Annotated in this window: 15 protein-coding genes; 4 read left to right on the forward strand and 11 right to left on the reverse strand. The window is 65.8% G+C overall.

Features of this window, described 5'->3' with window-relative positions:
* Window positions 1-155: 155 nt before the first annotated feature.
* Together FGF80_RS13250 and FGF80_RS13255 are read right to left on the reverse strand one after the other, a co-directional pair.
* Window positions 156-740, reverse strand: coding sequence for a metal-dependent hydrolase (locus tag FGF80_RS13250; RefSeq protein WP_138654515.1), 585 nt, complete (start codon window positions 738-740; stop codon window positions 156-158).
* Window positions 741-1,730 carry a DUF1616 domain-containing protein gene (locus FGF80_RS13255; protein WP_138654517.1) on the reverse strand — a complete coding sequence of 330 codons (990 nt, stop codon included), beginning with the start codon at window positions 1,728-1,730 and terminating at the stop codon, window positions 741-743.
* Window positions 1,731-2,119: 389 nt separating this feature from the next.
* Here FGF80_RS13255 and FGF80_RS13260 point away from each other — a divergent pair, with 389 nt between their 5' ends.
* Window positions 2,120-2,731 carry a DUF7344 domain-containing protein gene (locus tag FGF80_RS13260; protein WP_138654519.1) on the forward strand — a complete coding sequence of 204 codons (612 nt, stop codon included), beginning with the start codon at window positions 2,120-2,122 and terminating at the stop codon, window positions 2,729-2,731.
* Window positions 2,732-2,784: 53 nt separating this feature from the next.
* On the opposite strand, the gene FGF80_RS13265 is transcribed toward FGF80_RS13260, so the two are convergent.
* Together FGF80_RS13265 and FGF80_RS13270 are read right to left on the reverse strand one after the other, a co-directional pair.
* Window positions 2,785-3,150 (reverse strand): hypothetical protein, encoded by a 366-nt coding sequence (locus FGF80_RS13265; RefSeq protein WP_238705291.1) that lies wholly within the window; start codon window positions 3,148-3,150, stop codon window positions 2,785-2,787.
* A 241-nt stretch (window positions 3,151-3,391) separates the two neighbouring features.
* Window positions 3,392-5,104 (reverse strand): asparagine synthase-related protein, encoded by a 1,713-nt coding sequence (locus tag FGF80_RS13270; protein ID WP_138654523.1) that lies wholly within the window; start codon window positions 5,102-5,104, stop codon window positions 3,392-3,394.
* A 223-nt stretch (window positions 5,105-5,327) separates the two neighbouring features.
* Here FGF80_RS13270 and FGF80_RS13275 point away from each other — a divergent pair, with 223 nt between their 5' ends.
* The gene (locus FGF80_RS13275) at window positions 5,328-6,656 is read left to right on the forward strand and encodes a polysaccharide deacetylase family protein (RefSeq protein ID WP_138654525.1); all 1,329 of its coding nucleotides are present in this window, start codon (window positions 5,328-5,330) and stop codon (window positions 6,654-6,656) included.
* A gap of 38 nt (window positions 6,657-6,694) precedes the next feature.
* Here FGF80_RS13275 and FGF80_RS13280 read toward each other — a convergent pair whose 3' ends face one another.
* Entirely contained in the window at window positions 6,695-7,837 is a 1,143-nt protein-coding gene (locus tag FGF80_RS13280) for a PKD domain-containing protein (RefSeq protein ID WP_175417035.1), read from the reverse strand.
* Between the two features lie 149 nt (window positions 7,838-7,986).
* The gene (locus FGF80_RS13285; protein ID WP_138654527.1) at window positions 7,987-8,961 is read right to left on the reverse strand and encodes a glycosyltransferase family 2 protein; all 975 of its coding nucleotides are present in this window, start codon (window positions 8,959-8,961) and stop codon (window positions 7,987-7,989) included.
* Between the two features lie 176 nt (window positions 8,962-9,137).
* Here FGF80_RS13285 and FGF80_RS19260 point away from each other — a divergent pair, with 176 nt between their 5' ends.
* Both FGF80_RS19260 and FGF80_RS13290 read left to right on the forward strand, forming a co-directional pair.
* Entirely contained in the window at window positions 9,138-9,278 is a 141-nt protein-coding gene (locus FGF80_RS19260; RefSeq protein ID WP_175417036.1) for a hypothetical protein, read from the forward strand.
* Window positions 9,278-10,336, forward strand: coding sequence for a glycosyltransferase family 2 protein (locus FGF80_RS13290; protein WP_138654529.1), 1,059 nt, complete (start codon window positions 9,278-9,280; stop codon window positions 10,334-10,336). Before FGF80_RS19260 ends, FGF80_RS13290 begins: the two co-directional genes overlap by 1 nt.
* A gap of 107 nt (window positions 10,337-10,443) precedes the next feature.
* On the opposite strand, the gene FGF80_RS13295 is transcribed toward FGF80_RS13290, so the two are convergent.
* From FGF80_RS13295 to FGF80_RS13315, 5 genes are all read right to left on the reverse strand, one after another.
* The gene (locus FGF80_RS13295; RefSeq protein ID WP_138654531.1) at window positions 10,444-12,066 is read right to left on the reverse strand and encodes an oligosaccharide flippase family protein; all 1,623 of its coding nucleotides are present in this window, start codon (window positions 12,064-12,066) and stop codon (window positions 10,444-10,446) included.
* A gap of 172 nt (window positions 12,067-12,238) precedes the next feature.
* Window positions 12,239-13,747, reverse strand: a complete 1,509-nt coding sequence (locus FGF80_RS13300; RefSeq protein WP_138654533.1) for a right-handed parallel beta-helix repeat-containing protein — start codon at window positions 13,745-13,747, stop codon at window positions 12,239-12,241.
* A 425-nt stretch (window positions 13,748-14,172) separates the two neighbouring features.
* On the reverse strand, window positions 14,173-14,835 hold the full coding sequence (locus tag FGF80_RS13305) for a helix-turn-helix domain-containing protein (protein WP_138654535.1): 663 nt from the start codon (window positions 14,833-14,835) through the stop codon (window positions 14,173-14,175).
* A 108-nt stretch (window positions 14,836-14,943) separates the two neighbouring features.
* Window positions 14,944-16,629 carry an alkaline phosphatase family protein gene (locus tag FGF80_RS13310; RefSeq protein WP_138654537.1) on the reverse strand — a complete coding sequence of 562 codons (1,686 nt, stop codon included), beginning with the start codon at window positions 16,627-16,629 and terminating at the stop codon, window positions 14,944-14,946.
* A 255-nt stretch (window positions 16,630-16,884) separates the two neighbouring features.
* Window positions 16,885-18,222, reverse strand: coding sequence for a phosphohexomutase domain-containing protein (locus FGF80_RS13315; RefSeq protein WP_138654539.1), 1,338 nt, complete (start codon window positions 18,220-18,222; stop codon window positions 16,885-16,887).
* Window positions 18,223-18,652: the final 430 nt, after the last annotated feature.

Genomic DNA, 18,652 nt, shown 5'->3' on the forward strand with positions numbered 1-18,652 from the left:
TGACACGCCAGCCACGCATTCTTGTGTTCGAGACGACGACCGCCACCGTTCACCGTACGGTTCTCGAGGCAACCACGGTCGGAGCCGCGTCACGGCTCGGCCGAGACCGTCATTCCGACCGTATAAATCCCGCTTCGACGGCAGTTAGTCGCCGATCAGCGGTGCTGTCGGGCGCGCAGCAGCCGCCAGGCGTCAGCGAGGATGGGCGCGCCGTCGAACAGCCACAGCGCCAGAACGGCGAGCCCCAGCAGGGACTGGAACACGATCTGCACCGTCAGCCCACCGGTGAGGAGTTGGTGCACGTATCGGACGAAGTATCGAACGAAGTGATCGAGGAACCCACCGTGAGACGTCGCTGGCGGCGATGCGATCGGCCAGAGGACGGTCCGAAGGTCGACGCCCCGTCCCCTGAGCAACTGGCTGAGCATGTCCGCGATCGGGTGTGAGAGGTACGCGAGCGCGAAGGCACCGCCAGCGGATCGGACCCGCTCCCCCCGCCAGGCGGCCACCGCGTATACCGCGAGGCACACGAACGGAGCGACGAACAGCGAGTGTCCGACCGAGTAGCCGCTTTCCGTGAGGCCGGCCGTCCAGGCGAGCGGTTTGTCGACGAGATCCGGGAGCTGTGACCCGACGGCGACGGCGATTGCCTCGCGGGCCGAGGGCGACGTTCGAACGACGACGTTCGCCGTCAGCGAGTACAGGACGTACGCGAACGCGAGATGTTCCCACGGCCACATCTATTCCACCTCGATCGGAAGCCGGACGACGCGATACGCGTTGTCGACCGTCGGCTCCGCTGGCGGCTCACCGTCGTACAGCAACAGCGTCAGCCGAAGGTCGTCCCCCCGCATCGTCGGCGTGATCTCGAGGGACTGTCGGTGTGCGACGCCATCGGGAACCGTTGCCGTTCGTCTGTCTACCGCGGTCGATTCGCGGACCGTCACGCCGGTCCCGTCGTCACTCACCCGCTGGAGCAGTACCACGGTCGTGTAGGTCACTTCTTCGTGTTCCCGGTTCGTAATCGTCGCCTGCAGTTCCTGCCGTTCTCCCGCGGTATAGGTCGCATCGTACATCGTTTCCGTGTCGCCGGTAACGGTCCGTGAGTCGACCGACAGTTCCGTGAACCCGTCGTGCTGTGGCGGGTTCGCAAGGGCGAAGCCACCGCTTGCGAGCAGGAGGACCAACCCGAGTCCGATAGCGACGTTGTACGGTCGGTAGCCGGATCGCTCGTACGGACTCGGACGCCCTCGAGTGAAGAACGGAGTGACCGACGAGAACGAGGGAGTGAACCGCCGGGCCGGCGGACAGCGGTACCGAGCGCCGATCGCGAGGAGAGCGAGGACGACAGTGATCACCGCCAGCCCGGAAAGGACCGGTTCAAGCGTCACACCCCAGGGAGTAACGGTTGCAAAAAGGGTGATCGCGGGCACGATCGCGACACTCAAGACGACTGAAAGGACCGTTCGCTCGATCGCCTCGAGTCCACCGCTGACCAGTACCGGACTGCCCAGGCCGGCCTTCTCCTCGTCGAAGCTCCGGTAGTCGTCGTTCGGTTCGTCCGGAAAGAGGGCCGAGACGAGTGCATACCCGGGCAGAAAGAGAACGAGCGGAATCGTCACCGCTATTCTCACCACCCCATGGCCGCCTGCAAGAATGCCGAACGTGAGGACGCCAGTGACTGCGATGGCGACTGCCAGGTCGAAGAACCACCAGTGGGTGTCGCTCATTTCGTCGTCCTAGGGGACAGTGGCGGTTTATTATCGCCGAGATAAGCCCCGATTCCACGGGTCGATCCGACGGCCTGCTGACGGCGAATTATAATGATCTCGACACAGATTCCGCTTAAGTCACTTTCGCCCGTTCTTGAACGTCATCGAATCCGGAATGATCGTAAACTCGGAATGAACGTCTGAAATACACACTGGTACTTTTCTCGAAATAAATGCCCTATCTGATTTCCTCGAATCGCTTTCTAATGCACTATAGCTCTCGATATCCGGAGATAAAAATAACGAAAAGGAAGATCAGATATCGTGAAAATATCTAAACCGTATCGTTCCAGAATACACGATATCTATCCTTTATTACCCACTTCTGAATAGGGGGGATTGGCGCAATGAAAGCGAAACATATCAGCTCCGAAGAGAAGGACGAGGCGGATGTGATCGACGACGATCAGGGCGCGGATGAGGACGCCGATTGCCTCTCCGAGGAGCCTGCGTTTTCGAAGGACGAACTCTTTCATCTCCTGCAGAACGAACGCCGTCGGATGGTTCTCCGATATCTCAGGGGCACTGAAGGGCCCGTACGCATGCGCGACGTTGCGGAACAGGTCGCGGCGTGGGAGCACGAAACCACCGTCGAAGATCTCACCTCGACACAGCGCCAGCGCGTCTATATCCCTCTCTATCAGTCACACCTCTCCAAACTCGACGAGGCGGGCCTGATCGAGTACCAGCAAAACCGCGGGATCGTCGAGCGAAAACCTCCCGCCGATCGAGTCGACAAGTACCTCGAGGGGGAGTCGACCACGGAGTCGGCGGACGAGGAGCGATCCGAGAACCCGCAGTGGGACGATTACTATATCGGCGCGACGGTCGTCTCCTACGCCATCCTTCTCGGTGCAGTGATGGAATTGCCGTTCACCTCGTTGCTCTCGGGGATCGGCCTGAGCGCGCTCATCCTCGCGCTCTTTACCGTGCTGACGATCAGACGCCTCGTCGATTGACGGCCGCCGCGGTTGTCCACCGACGCAGAGAAATCAGCAAGCGAAGCCGTCCGTTACGAAATCAAGACGGAAACCGAGACGAGCGTGAGAAAGACGAGCAACAGTCCGATCGAAATCGTTGCGAGCATGGCCGGCGAGACGCGTCGTTCCTCGCCCGTCCGAGCGGTGGGCCGCTCGATCAGGCCTTGCGTTTCGTCGAACTCGATGGCCCCCGACGCGTCGAGTGCCGGCAGGCGGTCCCGATGCAGTCGCTCGTGGACGAGTGCCCACGTCTCGATCGGCGGGTTGGCCGGCTCGATCAGCTCGTCGGTGACTTCGTCGACGGTCGCGGGCGTCCGCATCTCGTCGAGGATATCGACGAGGGCGTCGTCGGAGTCCGGAACGAACGCCGCGACTCGAGTCTCGATGTCCGGTTCCACCGGGATCTCCCTCCCCGGGTCGTGGACCATCGTCACTCCGGGGTCCGTATCGGAACCCACAGGACACGCATCGTCGGAATCGGACGAAGAGTGCAACCACGGCGGCGTCAGACGCATATTCCGCGGTTAAACACCATGGTATATAAGACTTCCCACGGTTTATCGCCTGTAAACGGAATAAATGCCACGGAGAGCGGTTTTCGCGGACGACGCTCACGTCACCGCTCGTCCGAGTCGCCGACTACCCGAACGTGTTAGCGGCCGTCCGTTTCGGCGACCGGAGCCACGGCTGGAGTCGCGCCTGTGAGTCCCAGCACTCGAGCCATCCGCGCAGGTCGGTGAGCCTGAGTTTGTACCTGGCTGGCAGGCGATGGACGTGCTCGAGGTCGCCCAACAGCCGCCGATCGAAGTCGTGGCGCTCGAAGAGCGCCTCGCGGTCCGGCCACGGCGGTTCGAACGACGGGAGAAACGGCGTCTTCCGACGAACGAAGCCTTCGATCTCGTTGAGCAGCGTCGAATCGTGCGGGCGGTCGGGCGGGCGGTGTCGCAGGATGTCGTCGTCGATCCGGTTACACGCACGGAGGAACGTGTCCGTCGTTCGGTCCGCCGGCGGCGTCAGGAGGTGCCAGTCGATCAGGTCGCGGTCCGCCGCCAGAAACGAGGTTACGAAGTGATCGGACAGGTGCGTATGGAACGGCATCGACGGCTGATTCGCGATGCCACAGCAGGAGAGTGCGTTCTGGACCGACCCCGCTCGATCCCGTCTCGCCGCGAACTCGTCGGCGAGAGCGTCCCTGACGAACGCGTCCGGGTCCGCGTCGAACGACGTTCGCTCGGCGAGTGCACGGCTGGCCTCGCGGCTGTAACCCACCTTCTCGAGGAGCGCCTCGACGGGGGCCGGGTCCGGATCGAGCCGCCCGGTTGGAACGCGTTTGTCGAGGACATCGACGGTCTCCGAGGCCGTGAAATGGCCGCGGAAGAACGTATCACAGAGGAGGCCGTGATACATCGTGTCGACCTCGATTTCGTCCGTGTAGCCGGCGTGGTGGATATGCAGGGATTCTTTGATCCCCTGTGAGTAGCGAACCTTCGACTCGTCGGGCCGGAGATAGCGCTCGTCCGGCGGGAAAGCAGTGTGGCTCGTACCGTACTGGGCGGCGACCGATCGCGCGCCGCGGACCTCCTGTGCCTCGAGTGAGCCCACCGTGTAACTGCGGTCGATCGCGTCGACTCGCGAGAGGAGGATTCGCGAGTCATAGCCCGCCGAGAGGAGCACGCCCGCTCGACCTGGGAGCGCCGCCCGCCGTCGAAGCGCCCCCTCGAGTCGCTCGGCGAGTTCGTCGACCGGATCGAACTCCGCGGTGGACTGCGGATCGTAGACGAATCGATCGAACGACTCGACCGACGCGGACGTGAGCAGGCTGTCGATCGGGAGTCGACGGAGTTCCGCGACCGCAGTCTTCTCGCCCAGGATCACCCCGAGATGGAGGAACTCGAGGACGCCGTCCCGGGAGAGCGTCGGCTCCGCGATCGTACGGCCGATCGCGGCGGCGTCGGTGCCGAAGACGCGGGTCCCCGGATCGTCGGTATAGAAACACTCCCGGGACCGAACGGGGTCAGTAGCGACGAACGCATCGTCGCTCGACTCGGCGTCGACCACGGCCAGATATGACCCGTTGAGGCCCGTCAGCGCCTCCCGTCCGTCCACCGCGTAGCGCTCGAGGAGCCAACGCGCGGCGTTGGATTCGTCGCCGGGGACGTACGCCTCGCCCCAGACGAGACAGCACCCCTCGTCGCCGGTGTACGCGGCGCTCCACCCGGGTGCGCCGAGATCGGAATCCCTGATGCCGACCGTCAGCGTCGGCCCGGCGAGCACCTCGTCGAAGTCGTCGCTGGACCTGAGCCGCTCGAACGCGTCGATACCCCCGAATACACCGAAAAGTTCCCTGTTCATCGTCGAAGACAGCCTCACGGACGGCGTCCGGACGGCGGACCGCGTCGAGCGCCGACCGCTCGTCGGTGCCGTACGCCGCCGTGGATTCCCCACCGACCGAGCACTCAATTACTATGCGACCGTTAAGCCCCGAACCGACGGATTCGGGCCCAGTCGGCCGATCACCGCGCCCGACTATCGGATCTATAATAATGGGATCGCTGTCGGTAGCTTCGGAGCGTCAATGTCACGGAAACGCGCGACGCGACGTCGGTTCCTCGCACTGTCGGGTGCGACCGGAATCGCCGGTATGGCCGGCTGTGCGGATCGGATCAAGTCGGCGGCCGACGAGGTCGGCGGCGATTCATCGGCCGAGACCCCGGGTGGTTCGGACGGCTCCACCCCGGGACTTACCGACGGGGTACCGCCGCTCGAAACCGCATTCGACAGCCGAGACCGGTACCGCAAGCCGGGCGAGTCGTTCGACGACTTCGCCGATCTCGACCGCTGGACCGTCAGCCAGGGATCGGGCGACGCGGACACGGACGTGGTGTTCGACGGCGAACAGAGTTTCAAGCTCCGATCGAACGGCAGCGAGAACATCGTCGCGGAGCGGAGTCTCGAGGGCGAGGACCTGACGGAGACGGATCTCTCCGTCGCGATTCGGACGACGACGCCCCAGCACATCGCGGTCAACCTGCGTCTCGTCGATCAGTTCGGCAGCGAGAAGGTGTACTCGCTCCGGGAGATCAGGTATCGTGCGCCCGATGTCGGCTGGTTCCGGACGAGTCCCGGCGTCTTCCAGCAGGATGACGTCGATCCGTCGCTGGACTATCTCGATCGGCTCGAGATACAGGTGCTCCACTCCATGCCGGAGGCCGAACTCTGGGTCGACGATCTGCGGACCCACGGGACGCCCGAGCAGGGGTACGTCATGCTGAGCTGGGATGACGGGATGCGCGACTACTACGAGACGGCCGCGCCGCTCCACGACGAGTACGGGTTTCCGGCGGTCCAAGCGCCGATCCCGCGATGGGTCGCACAGGGCCGGGACGGAGTCATGTCGCTCTCGGAACTCCAGGAGCGCCAGGACGCCGGCGACCAGATCGTCGTCCACGGAACGCACGACCCGATTCACGAACTCGACGACGAAGACGCGCTCGACGAACGGCTCAGGAACGACAAACGGTGGTATATCGACAACGGCTTCGAAGGGGCGAACTACATCGTCCATCCGCACAACAGTTTCGACCGGACGAGCCTCGAGCGGGCGACCGATTATCACTACTGCGGCGGCTTCAACCAGGCCGGAAACGTCAATACGACGAGCGTCTACGGCTTCGACCCGTTGGCGTTGCCGCGGACCATCGGCCACGATCTCGGGATTTCGAAACGGTGTGTCGATCTCGCCGCCCGGCACAACCAGTGTACGATCCTGAACTTCCACACGTTCGACGCCGACAATACGATGCCCACGGACGACTACGAGGCGTTACTCGAGCACATCGACAGCGCCGACGTCGAGGTCATCACCTTCGACGATCTCTGGCGGCTACGAACGAACGACCGCTGATTTTCGGCCACATCCCCCGTTCGCAGCCCGCCGACGAGTCAGCAGTTCGTCGAGAGCGTGAGCCGATCGGTGGCGGTCGCTCCCTCGTCGTCGACGACGCGTAACGCGACCGGGTGGTCGCCGGTCCCGTTGATCGGCACCGCGATCGTCTCCCCGGCCTCCTCGAACGGGCCGTCGTCACCGACACGCCACTCGTAGGCCACCAGTTTGCCGTCCGGATCGTGCGACTGCGAGGCGTCGAGCGTGACCGTTGTCCCCGGCTCGAGGGGCGCTTCCGCGGCCGACGGCGGCTGCGTCTCGATCCGGGCGATCGGTGACGCTGTCGGGCTCTCGGCATCGCCATCGGAGCCGTCAACCGGCTCTTCCGACGGCTCGTCGTTGAGCAGGCGTTCCCGCTCGAGGAGTCGGTCGACGATCGCCGTGTGCCACTGGACGCGGGTCTCGAGCGCGATGTCCGTCGAACGGGTCTCCACAAGGAACCCGTCGGCGTCCAAATCTCGGGCGGCCTTGTGGGCGAGCAGGCCGGTCGGCTCGGTATCGGGTTCGGAGAAGGGACCGGTCTGAAAAGCGAGGGCGGGATCGTCGACGCGGGTTTCGGTGACGTACTCGGCGGCGTCCGCGGCAGCGGCGGTCGCGTCGTCGCCGGCCGAGTGGAATATCGCCTGTCCGACGCCGTCCACGGGATCGCCCGCGTAGAGCCCCGTCGACTCGTGGAGATCGATCAGGATGTCGGGATCGGACTCACTGACGACGTCCCAGAGTGCCCGCGCGAGCCGCGTGCCCGGCGTCTCCCCGTCGGGGAACTGCCGATTGAGGTTTGTCCCCTCGTCGTCGGTTCTGGTGCCACGCTCGATCGCGACGGTGTTGGCCTCGGGAATCGTCACGAGCGTCCCGGCGTCGATCGACCAGTCGGCGATCCGACCCGCGGCCGTGTAGCCCGCGACCTCGTTTCCGTGCATGCCGCCGACGACGACGGCCGTCGGACCGTCGGCGGCACCGGTCGTCACGGACACCGTGGTCTCTTCGGCCGTTCCCCCGCGAACGACGATGGAATCTCGACTGCTGTCCCCGGAATCGTCCCGTGCCGTGTCGCTGACAACGCTGGCGACGCCGGTGGTGATAAGCGTCAAACCGCCCGTGGCAGCCAGTACGGATCGCCGTGAGAGTGTATCGCGTCTCATCCGTCCGCCCTATCGTCGGCGGTCGGTTTTACTACGGGAGCGATAACCGGCGAAACCGCGACCGTTTCGCTTCTGCAACGGTCCGCGCCGATGGACTCGGTCACTCCGATCGTTCCGGGTCGGGGTCGATCGGCAGCCGACCGGTGTCCTCACCGTGACCGGACACGCCGACGGAGCGGAATCGCGACGAGTAAGACGGCGAGCGCCGCGACGATCGGTCGCGAGCGCCGCCGAACGCCCGTCCCGACCGCCCAGCAGACGCCGGGATACGCCCGCGGTGACACCGTGGCAGCGCGGACGTGCCACGCGCCGCGCAGGAACCGTCCCTCCGCGAAGTACCGCTTCGCGAGGACGAGTTCGTGACTCGAGTGGATGTCGTACCCCTCGTCCTCGAAGCGATCGATCTCGGCTTCGTACGCCGAACGGTACTGCTCGCTCGCGTTCGCGACGACGGCTGCCGACGGGTGGCCGGTCTCCGCCCGGCGGACGAGCACCTCGTCGACGTAGGCGAGGCTCCCGTGCTCGAGCACGCGCAGACAGAACTCCGGGTCCTGAAACCGGTCGAGGTCCGGGTCGAAGCCGCCGGCGGCCCTGGCGACCGCGGTCCGGACGAGCAGCGTCGAGCCGGCTCCCGGTTGGACGTTGTCCGCGAGGAGTTCGCCGATCAGGTCCTCGTTCCCCTCCCGCGTCGGCTCGTCGTCCCCGCGAGCGAGGACGGCCGCGGCGGCCGACCGGAGCCGGCCGCTCGCGCCGGACAGGTCGTACGCCGAATCACAGTAGACACCGACCCAGTCGCTCGAGCGCTCCTCGAGAACCGCGAGCTGGCGCTCGAGCTTTTCGGGATGCCACTCGTCGTCGGAGTCCAGAAACGCGACGTATTCCCCGCGTGCGTGCTCGAGGCCCGTGTTCCGGGCGACGTTTGCGCCCCGATTGGTCGCGTGTACGACCGGCCGAACCCGCGGGTCCTCGTAGGCGGCCAGCACCGCCTCGGTGTCGTCGGTCGAGCCGTCGTCGACGACGACCACGTCTATGTCGTCGACCGTTTGCTCGAGCGCGCTGTCGATCGCGCTCGGAAGCGTCGCCGCTCTGTTGTACGTCGGGATGATGACGCTGACGCGAGTCATGGCGGCACTTCCGACCCGGCCGGGTTTATTATCGCCCGGCTAAGCGTCGAGGGCCACGGCGACCGGTCGCGTCATCGACCGGTGGCGTCGCCGCGGTCGCGAGTTCGGCGGCCGGTTCGGCGACGAACGCGCTAACGGCCGTATAAGCAAGGGCGAACGGAGCGTCGACGCGGTCGATGACGAATCGAAACCGACGACCGGTCGGAATCGCGGTCGCATCGGCCGGCGCGTTCGAACCGATCGATCGCGTCGAGCACCGCGACGGCTGGATGGCGGCGATCGACGCCGGCGACCACCATGGTGGAGGGGACCGCTGATGTACCGGGGCGCGAGCGTCGGCGTCGTGATACCCGCCTACAACGAGGAGGGGTTCGTCGGCGACGTGATCCGCGAGATGCCCACGTACGTCGACCGAATTTACGCGATCGACGATCGGTCGACGGACGGGACCGGAGCGGAGATCCGCGAGGCTGCGCGGGAGGACGCGATCGAGAACGCTGGACGCGGCGACGAGGTCGGGAAGCGACTCGCGGCCGACGGCGGTGCGTCCGCACTGGCGACCCGGGCGACGGTCGGCGACGCCATCGGTCGGGTCGTCCCGATCGAGCACCGCGAGAACCGCGGTGCCGGCGGCGCGATCAAGACCGGCTATCTCGCCGCGCTCGCGGACGGCGTGGACGCGACGGTCACCGTCGACGCGGACGGCCAGATGGACCTCTCCCGGATGCAGCGGCTTCTCGATCCGATCGTCGCGGGCGACGCCGAGTACGCCAAGGGCAACCGACTCCTGTCCCGGGAGTACCGGGCGGCCATGCCGCGGTTTCGGCTCGTCGGTAACGCGACCCTGACGTTCCTGACGAAGATCGCGTCCGGCTACTGGAAGACGATGGACCCCCAGAACGGGTATACGGCGATCTCACACGACGCGCTCGCGGCGATCGACGTGCCGGCCCTCTACGAGTATTACGGCTACTGTAACGACCTGCTGGTCAAACTGAACGTCCACGGGATGCGCGTCGCCGACGTGGCGATGCCGGCCGTCTACGGCGAAGAAGAGTCGAGCATCACCTACTCCCGATACGTCCCGAAGGTATCGCTGCTGTTGCTGCGCGACTTCCTGTGGCGGTTGCGAACCAAGTATCTCGTACTCGACTGCCACCCGCTCGCGTTCCTCTACCTGTTCGGGGCTGTGACGGTCGCGACCGCCGTTCTCGGTGCCGGGACATCGCTGGGCTCAGCGCTCTCGAGCGGCGGCGTTCCGGCCGTCCGGGTTGCGACGAGCCTGCTGTTGCTCGTCGCGGGAATCGGGTTCCTCCTGCTCGCGATGGTCTTCGACATGGCGGAGAGCGAACCGCTCGAGACGCAGGTTCAATAACGAGACGCGGACACCGGACCGTCCGGTTCGGGCGCTTCGATCCGTCCTTTCGTCCCGCGTCGCGGCGTCGTCGCGAACGCGGACTCGTCTCGCTCGAGAAACGGCACTCACACGCCGGGATCGAGCACGCCCAGTGCGAGCCCCGAGACGAGCAGGGACAGGCCGACGACGAACAGGAGGAGTTGCAACCAGTTACGCGTCGCGCCGTCGCTCCTGCTGCCCGCGATCCGATCGTGGATCGCGTCCGCCGTCGATCCGACCGGGTCCGGAAACGCGGACAGCACCTCGAACGGTTCGGCCGGATCCAGTGCACCGATCAGGAGCGCGAACGTGACGAAGATCGCGAACCCGGCGGGCGGGACGACTGCGAGCGCGAGCCACGGGTTCGAGATCGCCGTCGAGAGGGCGACGATGGGAACGGCCGCGAGGACGGTCGTCAGAACTGCGCGACCGAGCCGGGCGTCCGCGAGCGGATCGAACCCGACGAGTCGAGCGCTCCAGCAGTGGCAGACGAACATCGACCCGTATCCGACGCTGGTCGCGACGGCCGCACCTCGCATCCCATAGCGCGGAATGAGGGCGAGGTTGAGTCCCAGATTGAGCAGCGCCGCGCCGCCGGTGGCCGCGACCGGGTATCGAAGCGTCCCCTCCCCCTGCGAGATCGCGAGAATCGGTCGCGCGAGGGCGAAGCCGAGCGCGCCGGGGAGCAACAGCAACAGGGGCGTGATCGCCGGCTCGGCCTCGGCACCGAAGTAGATGGGAACGGCGACGTCCGCCAGCGCCGCGAGCCCGACCGCCATCACGCCGGTCAGCAGAAACGTATAGCGCGTCGTCCGCGAGGCGAGCGCGGAGATCTTTCCGTAGCGGTTCCGCGACCACAGCTCCGACGTCGAGTGGACGAAGACCGTCTGAATCGCCATCGGGACGAACCAGAGGAACTCGGCGAGCGTCAGCGCCGCCCGATAGTTACCGACCGCCGCGTCCGTCCGGAACCGGTGGAGCATCACGACGTCGATGTGATAGAGCGACATCAGCAGGAAGATCAACGCGATACTCATCGAGTTGAACGCGAACATCTCCTTCCGGGGAAGCTGCGCCGACGGCCTGACGAACACGCACGACAGCGAGACGCGTCGATGGACGAGAACGAGTCCGACCGCGGCGACGAGTACGCTCGCGACCACGTGGCCCGCAAGCGCCCCCATCACGCCGACGCCGACGTAGGTCAGCGGGATCGCGACCGCGACGAAGCCGAGCTTGTCGAGGACCTTGAGCGGTTCCGAGTACCGCTCGAGGCCGAATCCCATGAGCGTCTTCCGTGCGTAATCGCGAAACTGTGCCGAAATCACGAGCGCCGCGAGGACGTAGAAATACGTCGTTAGTTCGGCTCCGAACGCCAGGGCGACGATTCCGGCCCGGGTCGCGAGGACCAGCAGGAGGGCCCCGACGACCGAGAGGGAGACCGCCAGCCGAAAGTAGAAGCCGACGACGTGTTCGCTCCAGTTCGCCGCGGCGCGGTCCTCCGCGAGGAACTTCCGGACGCCGTCGGTGACCCCGGAGCTGACGAAGATCATGTAGATCGCGAAGACGGACAGCAGAAACGCGTACTCGCCGAACGCCGACGCGCCGAGAAATCGGTAGAGCAGCGGCGTCGAAAGTGCGGTGACGACGAGCACGACGACTTTCGCACTGACGACGGAGACGACGCCGCTCGCAATACTTCTGTTCACGGGTTCGCCCCCACACGTTCGAGTCGCCGATCGACAGCACCGTTCGCCGCCGATCGGTCGCGATCCGACGGACTCACTGTAGCAGTACCGGGGCGACAGCGAGGCCTTATTATACAGGAGGTAAACGGCCCCGAAGCGCGATCGAGCCAAGCGCGGGCGCGCGATCGGGAATCTACTCGTACGTGTTCTCCCAGGTCGTAACGCCGCTCGCGCCGAGGTCGCGAATCCCGCCGACCAGCCGGTTCTTCTTGAAGGTCGGATTCGTCGACGACGAGTAGAGGCAGACGGCCTCGTGGTCGGCCGACGACTCGAGCGTCGAGTCACGGACCAGCGTGCCGGACCCGAGGTCGATGTACGGATACTGACTGGCCCGCAGTTCGCTCTGATAGACGGTCAGATCAGCGCCCGTGTTGACGATGGCGTTTCGATCCACGCCGTCGCGGCCGTGCTGTGTGATATCGACGTGACTGAACCGGCAGTCGTCCCGTTCACAGCGAATGCCGTCCCGGAACCCGCCACCATCGCCCGCCCGTCCCGAAATCGTGAGGTGCTCCGCGAGCACCTGTCCGGCACTGCCGCTGTCCCGAATCCAGAGCGGATAGCCGCCCGCGCTTTCGTGGGTGATCTCCGTCTCGACGATCGTCGCCTCGCCGCACTCCGGCGAGATGACGATTCCGTGGTTCACGTCCGGACCCTGCAACTGGAGGCGAGTCGTATCGATCCGCGCGCTGTCGCAGGTGTTCATCACCGAAATCGCATGGCTGGTCGGTTTTGGAGCGGTGATCTCGACGGCGGCACCGTAGATTTCGATGTTGCGGCCGTTCTCGATCCGAATGCCGCGCTGGGACACGTCCTCCGGTCGCGTCGAGTCGACTTCGACCGTCGGCCAGCGAATCTCGCTGTCTCGACCGCCGACGCGGACGTTCGCACCGTTGCTGTTCCGGTAGCGTCCCCCGTGGACGATGATCGTCCCGTCGCCGCCCGCCGCATAGAGACCGTTGTTCGGAAAGCCGCCGAGCCCACAGCGCCTGAACTCGAGTCGGCCCCGGTTCTCGTTCGCTTCGATGCCGATCGGGCCACGCCAGCGGTTGCCCGCGTTCGGTGTGTTGTTCACCCACGCGCCGCCGTCGGGCGCGCGGAACTGTTCGACGACGCCTCGCCCGTCGGGGTCAGTGACGTTGAACAGTCCCGGCCCCCACGTCCCGCTGTCGTGGTAGCCGTTGATCGTCACGTCGCGCACCTCGAGCCGGTCGGCGGTGTAGGCCTCGATCGTCCTGATCCCCGTCTCGGGGGCCGTCTGATCGACGTCGAACCCCTCGAAGCGGAGATGCCCCCCGGGACTGTACGCGACGCCGAGCCGGAACAGTCGATACTGTGGCCCGTCGAACTCGTGGTAGTTCGCCGGGATCAGCGTCGCGTTCTCGCCGACGACGCCGAAGTTATCGAACCCCGTGAACCGGAACTGTTCGTCCATGTAATACTCCCCCTCGGGGAACACGAGCAGCGTATCGTCACGGCGGAGTTCTTCGAGTACGGGCGTGATCGATTCGGTACCGGTGTCGTCCGCTCCCGCCTCGGTGACGTCGACGACGGTGTCGTAGTCGTCGTAATAGTACCCGTACGGGTCCGTGGCTGCGCTGGCGGTCGCGGTCAGCCCGACACCGGCGAGACACGCTGTCACGGCCCCTCCCAGGAACGACCGTCGTGACCGCCTCCACGATATCGATTCGTCGAGAGATGGCCGCCGATTCCGCTCCCCATCCGGCCGAGAACGACCAGCCCCCGTCCCATCCGAACGCTGCAGATTACGTCGATCCGACATTGAGAATCACATCATTGTGAGCCATTCCGGGGTCCAGTATCTACGGATTCGGATAGCAAGCCTTTAAGATCGACAGACGGATCAGCGGTCTCGAGATGGCAGTCACGGTCTCGCGTCCCGGAACGGTTGCACGAACCACAAACGGCGGGTTCGCTCGCGATCGCGCCGGTTTTTCACCGGCCCGGTTCGGTGTTTAACTCCGTGGTAAGCGCCTGCAGTTCGGGAGCAACTGCCTGGGAGCGGCGGTCCCGGCGAGGGCTCGAGCGACCGCGGGCCGGCCGTGCTCATCCGTCCCCGTCGGGCGTTCGATCGTTTTCCAGGGTCGTCGCGATCAGTTCGGAGACGGCGCGCCGAATTCGCTGGGAAACCGCCGAATCCGAGATCCCGAGCCGGTCCGCGAGGTCGTCCTGGGTAGCCTGCCGCGGCACCTCGAAGTAGCCGGCGTAGTACGCCATCGTGAGGATCTCGTGCTGTCGTTCGGTCAGGGAGTAGGTCCGATCGTCGGTCGCCGACGAGTCGTATAACTGAGTCACGCGAAACGAGATGCCGCGATCGCGACAGTGCGTCCGGAACGCGGACAGCGCGTCCCGATCGGGGAGGTGAACTCGTGCCAGCCACCCCCCATCGTCGCTCGTGACCGTGAAGACGAATAGCCCGTCCTCGATACAACGGTCGGGCACGATTTCGAGGTCGCTGTCGACGGCGACGCGATAGATCGCCCGGTTCTCGAACGCCGCGACGCGAGTCGGGTTCGAGACGGTCGGATCGGCGGTCATCGCGTTCTCGAGGGCCGCGCGCTCGTCGCCGAAGGCCGATACGAACCGGAGGCGTCGCTTCCCGGTCGTCGCCCCGTACTCGTATCTGAGCGTCGCGTCCGCACAGCGCGCTATCGTCGGGACCAACGGAAGCTCGTCGTGGACGAGGTGGACTGCTGCGATAAATCCCATTGCGAGATCGATGTCGTACTCCGTCGTCGGGTCCGGTGACCCATACTTATACCGCGGCTAAGCAGGTTGCAACGGTGCGAACGCACCCTCGCCCCGCGATTCGGCGAGTCAGTTCATGTACCCGAGATCGGCCAGTCGATCGGTAACGGCCTCGTCGGTCGCCGGTCGGCTCTCGCCGGTTTCCTCCTCGTATGCGGGGTAGGCCATTGGGTCGATCGGATCGACGATGGGCATGATGCTGCCATCCATCCGGTCGCTGTAGGGGACTCCCATCGCGGCCATGATCGTCGGCGCAACGTCGAAGAGGTGTGCTCCCTCGAGCGCGGCGTCCTCGTCGATCCCATCGCCCGCCGCGACGAAGACGCCCTCGAGCTTGTGGTTCCAGGGCTCGGCTGGGCCGAAGTACTCCCCGTCACCCAACTGTTCGGAGAGCATGTGGTCGAAGTCGGCGGGGATCGTGACGATATCGACCGTCTCCTCGATGTGCTCGCCGTGGAAGTACTGCTCGCGGGGCGCGACCGTCTCGAAGAACGGCTCGCCGTCGGGCGTTTCGACCGCCTGCAGCGCCCGCATGAGTTCCTCGCGGCGTTCCTCGTACTCGTCCGGGGGAACGACGCCCATTGGCTCTCGCCCCTCGAGATTGAGCCGGACGCCGAGCTCGGTTCGCGCACGGACGTACGCTTCTGATTCGGCGAAATCGACCTGTTCGTTCGCCGTCCGGGAGACGCCGCTCGGCGCGTACTCGATCGCGAGGTCGGCCAGTCCGACCCGCTCGAGGACGGTCCGTATTCGTCGCGCGGTGACGCCGAACCGCGCGGCGACCGACGCCGCGCGTGCGATCGGACCGGGCTCCCACGTGTCGTACGCCTCGCCCTCGCGGAGGCGTCTCCGCATCGGCGTCCACGACGGCATGCCCTTGCCGCCGGTCGTCGTCTCGAGGAAGCCCATGTCCCGGAGGTACTCGTTGACCCGGAACTCGTAGCCCTCGTACTCGCCCATGCCGTGATCGCTCACCAGGAAGACGCGGTCCGGATCGCAGGCCGCGAGGATCTCACCGATCTGGTCGTCGGTCGCCTCGTAGACGCGATCGACGTGTCGTTGCTCACCGCTGAACTCGTGGAAGACCGTATCCGTCTTCTGGAACTGAACGAAGCCGAAGTCCGGATCGAACTCGTCGGCGAGATACCGGAACGCCTCGCCGCGCAGTCGGACGAGTTCGCGGTACTCCGCGATCTTTTCGCGGTCGGAGAGCGAATCGTCGTCGCGCGTGTAGGACGGATAGACGCGGTACTCCCCGATCGCATCGCGGACATCGTCGAGAACCCCCGCGGGATGACACGGCGGTTGCTCAGGGCCGAGAAAGCCGGGTATCACCGCCCCGTCGAACTCGTCCGGCGGATGAGTGACCGGTGCGTTGACGATGACGCTCGAGCGGTCGTGGCGGTCCAACAGCGTCCACAGCGGCTGCTCGCGGACGTCGTCGTTGCTCGTTACGTGCCAGTCGTAGCCGTCGTAGCCGACGAAGCCGACCGCGCCGTGCTTGCCGGGATTGACGCCGGTGTAGAGCGACGGCCAGGCGCTCGGCGTCCACGGCGGAATCTGTGACTCGAGCGGGGCGGTTACGCCCGTCGAACAGAGCCGCTCGATGGTCGGAATCCGATCCGCCTCGAAGAGCCGCTCGAAGACCGGCAGACACCCCGCGTCGATTCCGATGAGGAGCGTGTCCAGCCCGTCCGATTCGCTCTCGGTACCCCCGGTCGATGTCGCGTCATCACGGCCAAACCTCCGAGTCATCGTTGTAGTTGTCGTTTCGTAACCCGCATTCCCGTTCGGCCGCTGCCGACGTGCCACGACAGCGGTATCGTTCGTTGCACCACGTCTCTAGACCCAGCGAGGCTGACGGAACACTTCATTATCGCTCCGTTAAGGCCACCAGCGGTTCCCGAGCGTCGCGCTCTGTCGGGTACTGGGGTCGCCGACCTCGCGGCCCCGGGCCAGTGGGTGCGCGGTTCGATTGCTCGGGCTCGTAGCGGGTCATCGGACCACCGGTCACGGTCGAAGTCCCGATACCGTCGCGATCGCCTTTTCGAGGAGTCCGATCGCGTCGGCTTCCAGTCGCTCGGCCCGAAACTCGTCTCGTGCCTCGACCGTGAGATGGATCACCGGCTCGGTATCGCTCGCACGCAGGAAAAACCAGCCGGCACCGACATCGACGTAGACGCCACCGAGCGTGTCGACATCGTCGTACCACTCGTGGGCACACTCCCGAACCTGGTTCATCACGGCGGTTTGCTCCTCGACCGCGACCGACGCTCGGCGGTTGGGGTACGATTCGATGGCCGCGACGAGCGACGATAGCGGCCCGCGATCGGCGACGAGTTCGACGAGTTTGCACGCGGCGAGCGGCCCGTCGGGATACGGCGTCTCGTCCGGCCAGATCCACGCCCCGATCAGATCGCCGCCGAAGACGACGTCCGGCCACGTCGTACAGTCGGCGACACGTTCGTCGCCAACCCCCGTTCGACTCACTGTCGCGCCGACGGTCGCGAGCGCGTCGTCGACGGCCATGCTCGTCCCGACCGGCGCAACGACGATATCGCCGTCGGTCGCAGTTGCCCGCGCGAACAGCGCCAGAAGCGCGTCCCTCGGGACGGCGGCCCCCGTCTCGTCGACGGCCAGCATTCGATCGGCGTCACCGTCGTGCGCGATCCCGAGCCGCGCGTCCGTCGCTTCCACGAGCGACGACAGCGCTCCGAGCGTCTCTCCAGCCGGCTCGCCCGGCCATTCGGGAAAGAAACCCTCTCGCCGTCCGTGTAGCGTCCTGACGTCACAACCGAGCGCCGAGAGCACGCGCGCCGTGATCTCGCCGGCCCCGTCCCCGACATCGACGACGACGCTCGGCGGGTCGGTCACCGAGACGCTCCCGACCAGTTCCGTCGCGTGCCGTTCGATCGCGTCCGCTACCGTCACCGTCGACCCCCTGCCGTCCCGCGGGTGGAGATCGTACCCGTCGCGTTCGACTCGAGCGGCGATCGCAGCCCGCTGGTCGGGATCGAACGCCTTCCCGGACGCCGTCCGGAATTTGAGCCCATCGTCCGGTGTCCGATCGTGAGCCGCCGTGACGACGATCCCCGCGTTCGCGTCCGTTCGCGAGACGGTCCGCGCGATCGTCGGCGTCGGTGCGACGCCGACCGCGAGAACGTCCGCACCGCACTCTCGAAGACCGGCGATCACCGCATCGACCAGTACCGCCCCGCTCGCTCGAGCGTCGCGGCCGACGACGACGCGATCGGAACCGTCGGACGCGACGGCGCGACCGACGGAGAGCGCGCGTGCGGCCGTGATCTCTGTCCCGCCCGATCCGTCGATACCGCTTGGACCAACCATAGCGGCCAAATCTGATAGTGAACTGATTATTATGGGGTTGTTAGAACGGGCACAGCGGTGGTTTCGCCCTGGTTCGCACAGTGGCCGCGCGGCCCTCGAGACAGCGTTCGGTGCAGCCCGCCGGTTGCGGCACCCGTCACGCCGACGTGGTCGGCGGCGAAGCGCGGATGACCGTACTCACCGACCCGTCTCGCGCGAGCGGCCAGCCGTCGAACCACGACCCGATTTCTCACCGCCCCTCGATCGGTTCGGGTCCGATACCGATGTCGCCCACTCGTTGGTAGACAGGAGACTCGAGGCAGTAACCGACGGAACGCGGGACGAGGACTGTTCACGTCGTCGGGGCTCGGCGCTGTTCGGGATTCGGTAGGCGTGTGGCACTCATTCGCGCCTCGAGACGTGAGAACCAGCGAGGCGAGTAGTCGAGTGC

Source organism: Natrinema pallidum (genome assembly GCF_005890195.1).
GTDB lineage: Archaea > Halobacteriota > Halobacteria > Halobacteriales > Natrialbaceae > Natrinema > Natrinema pallidum.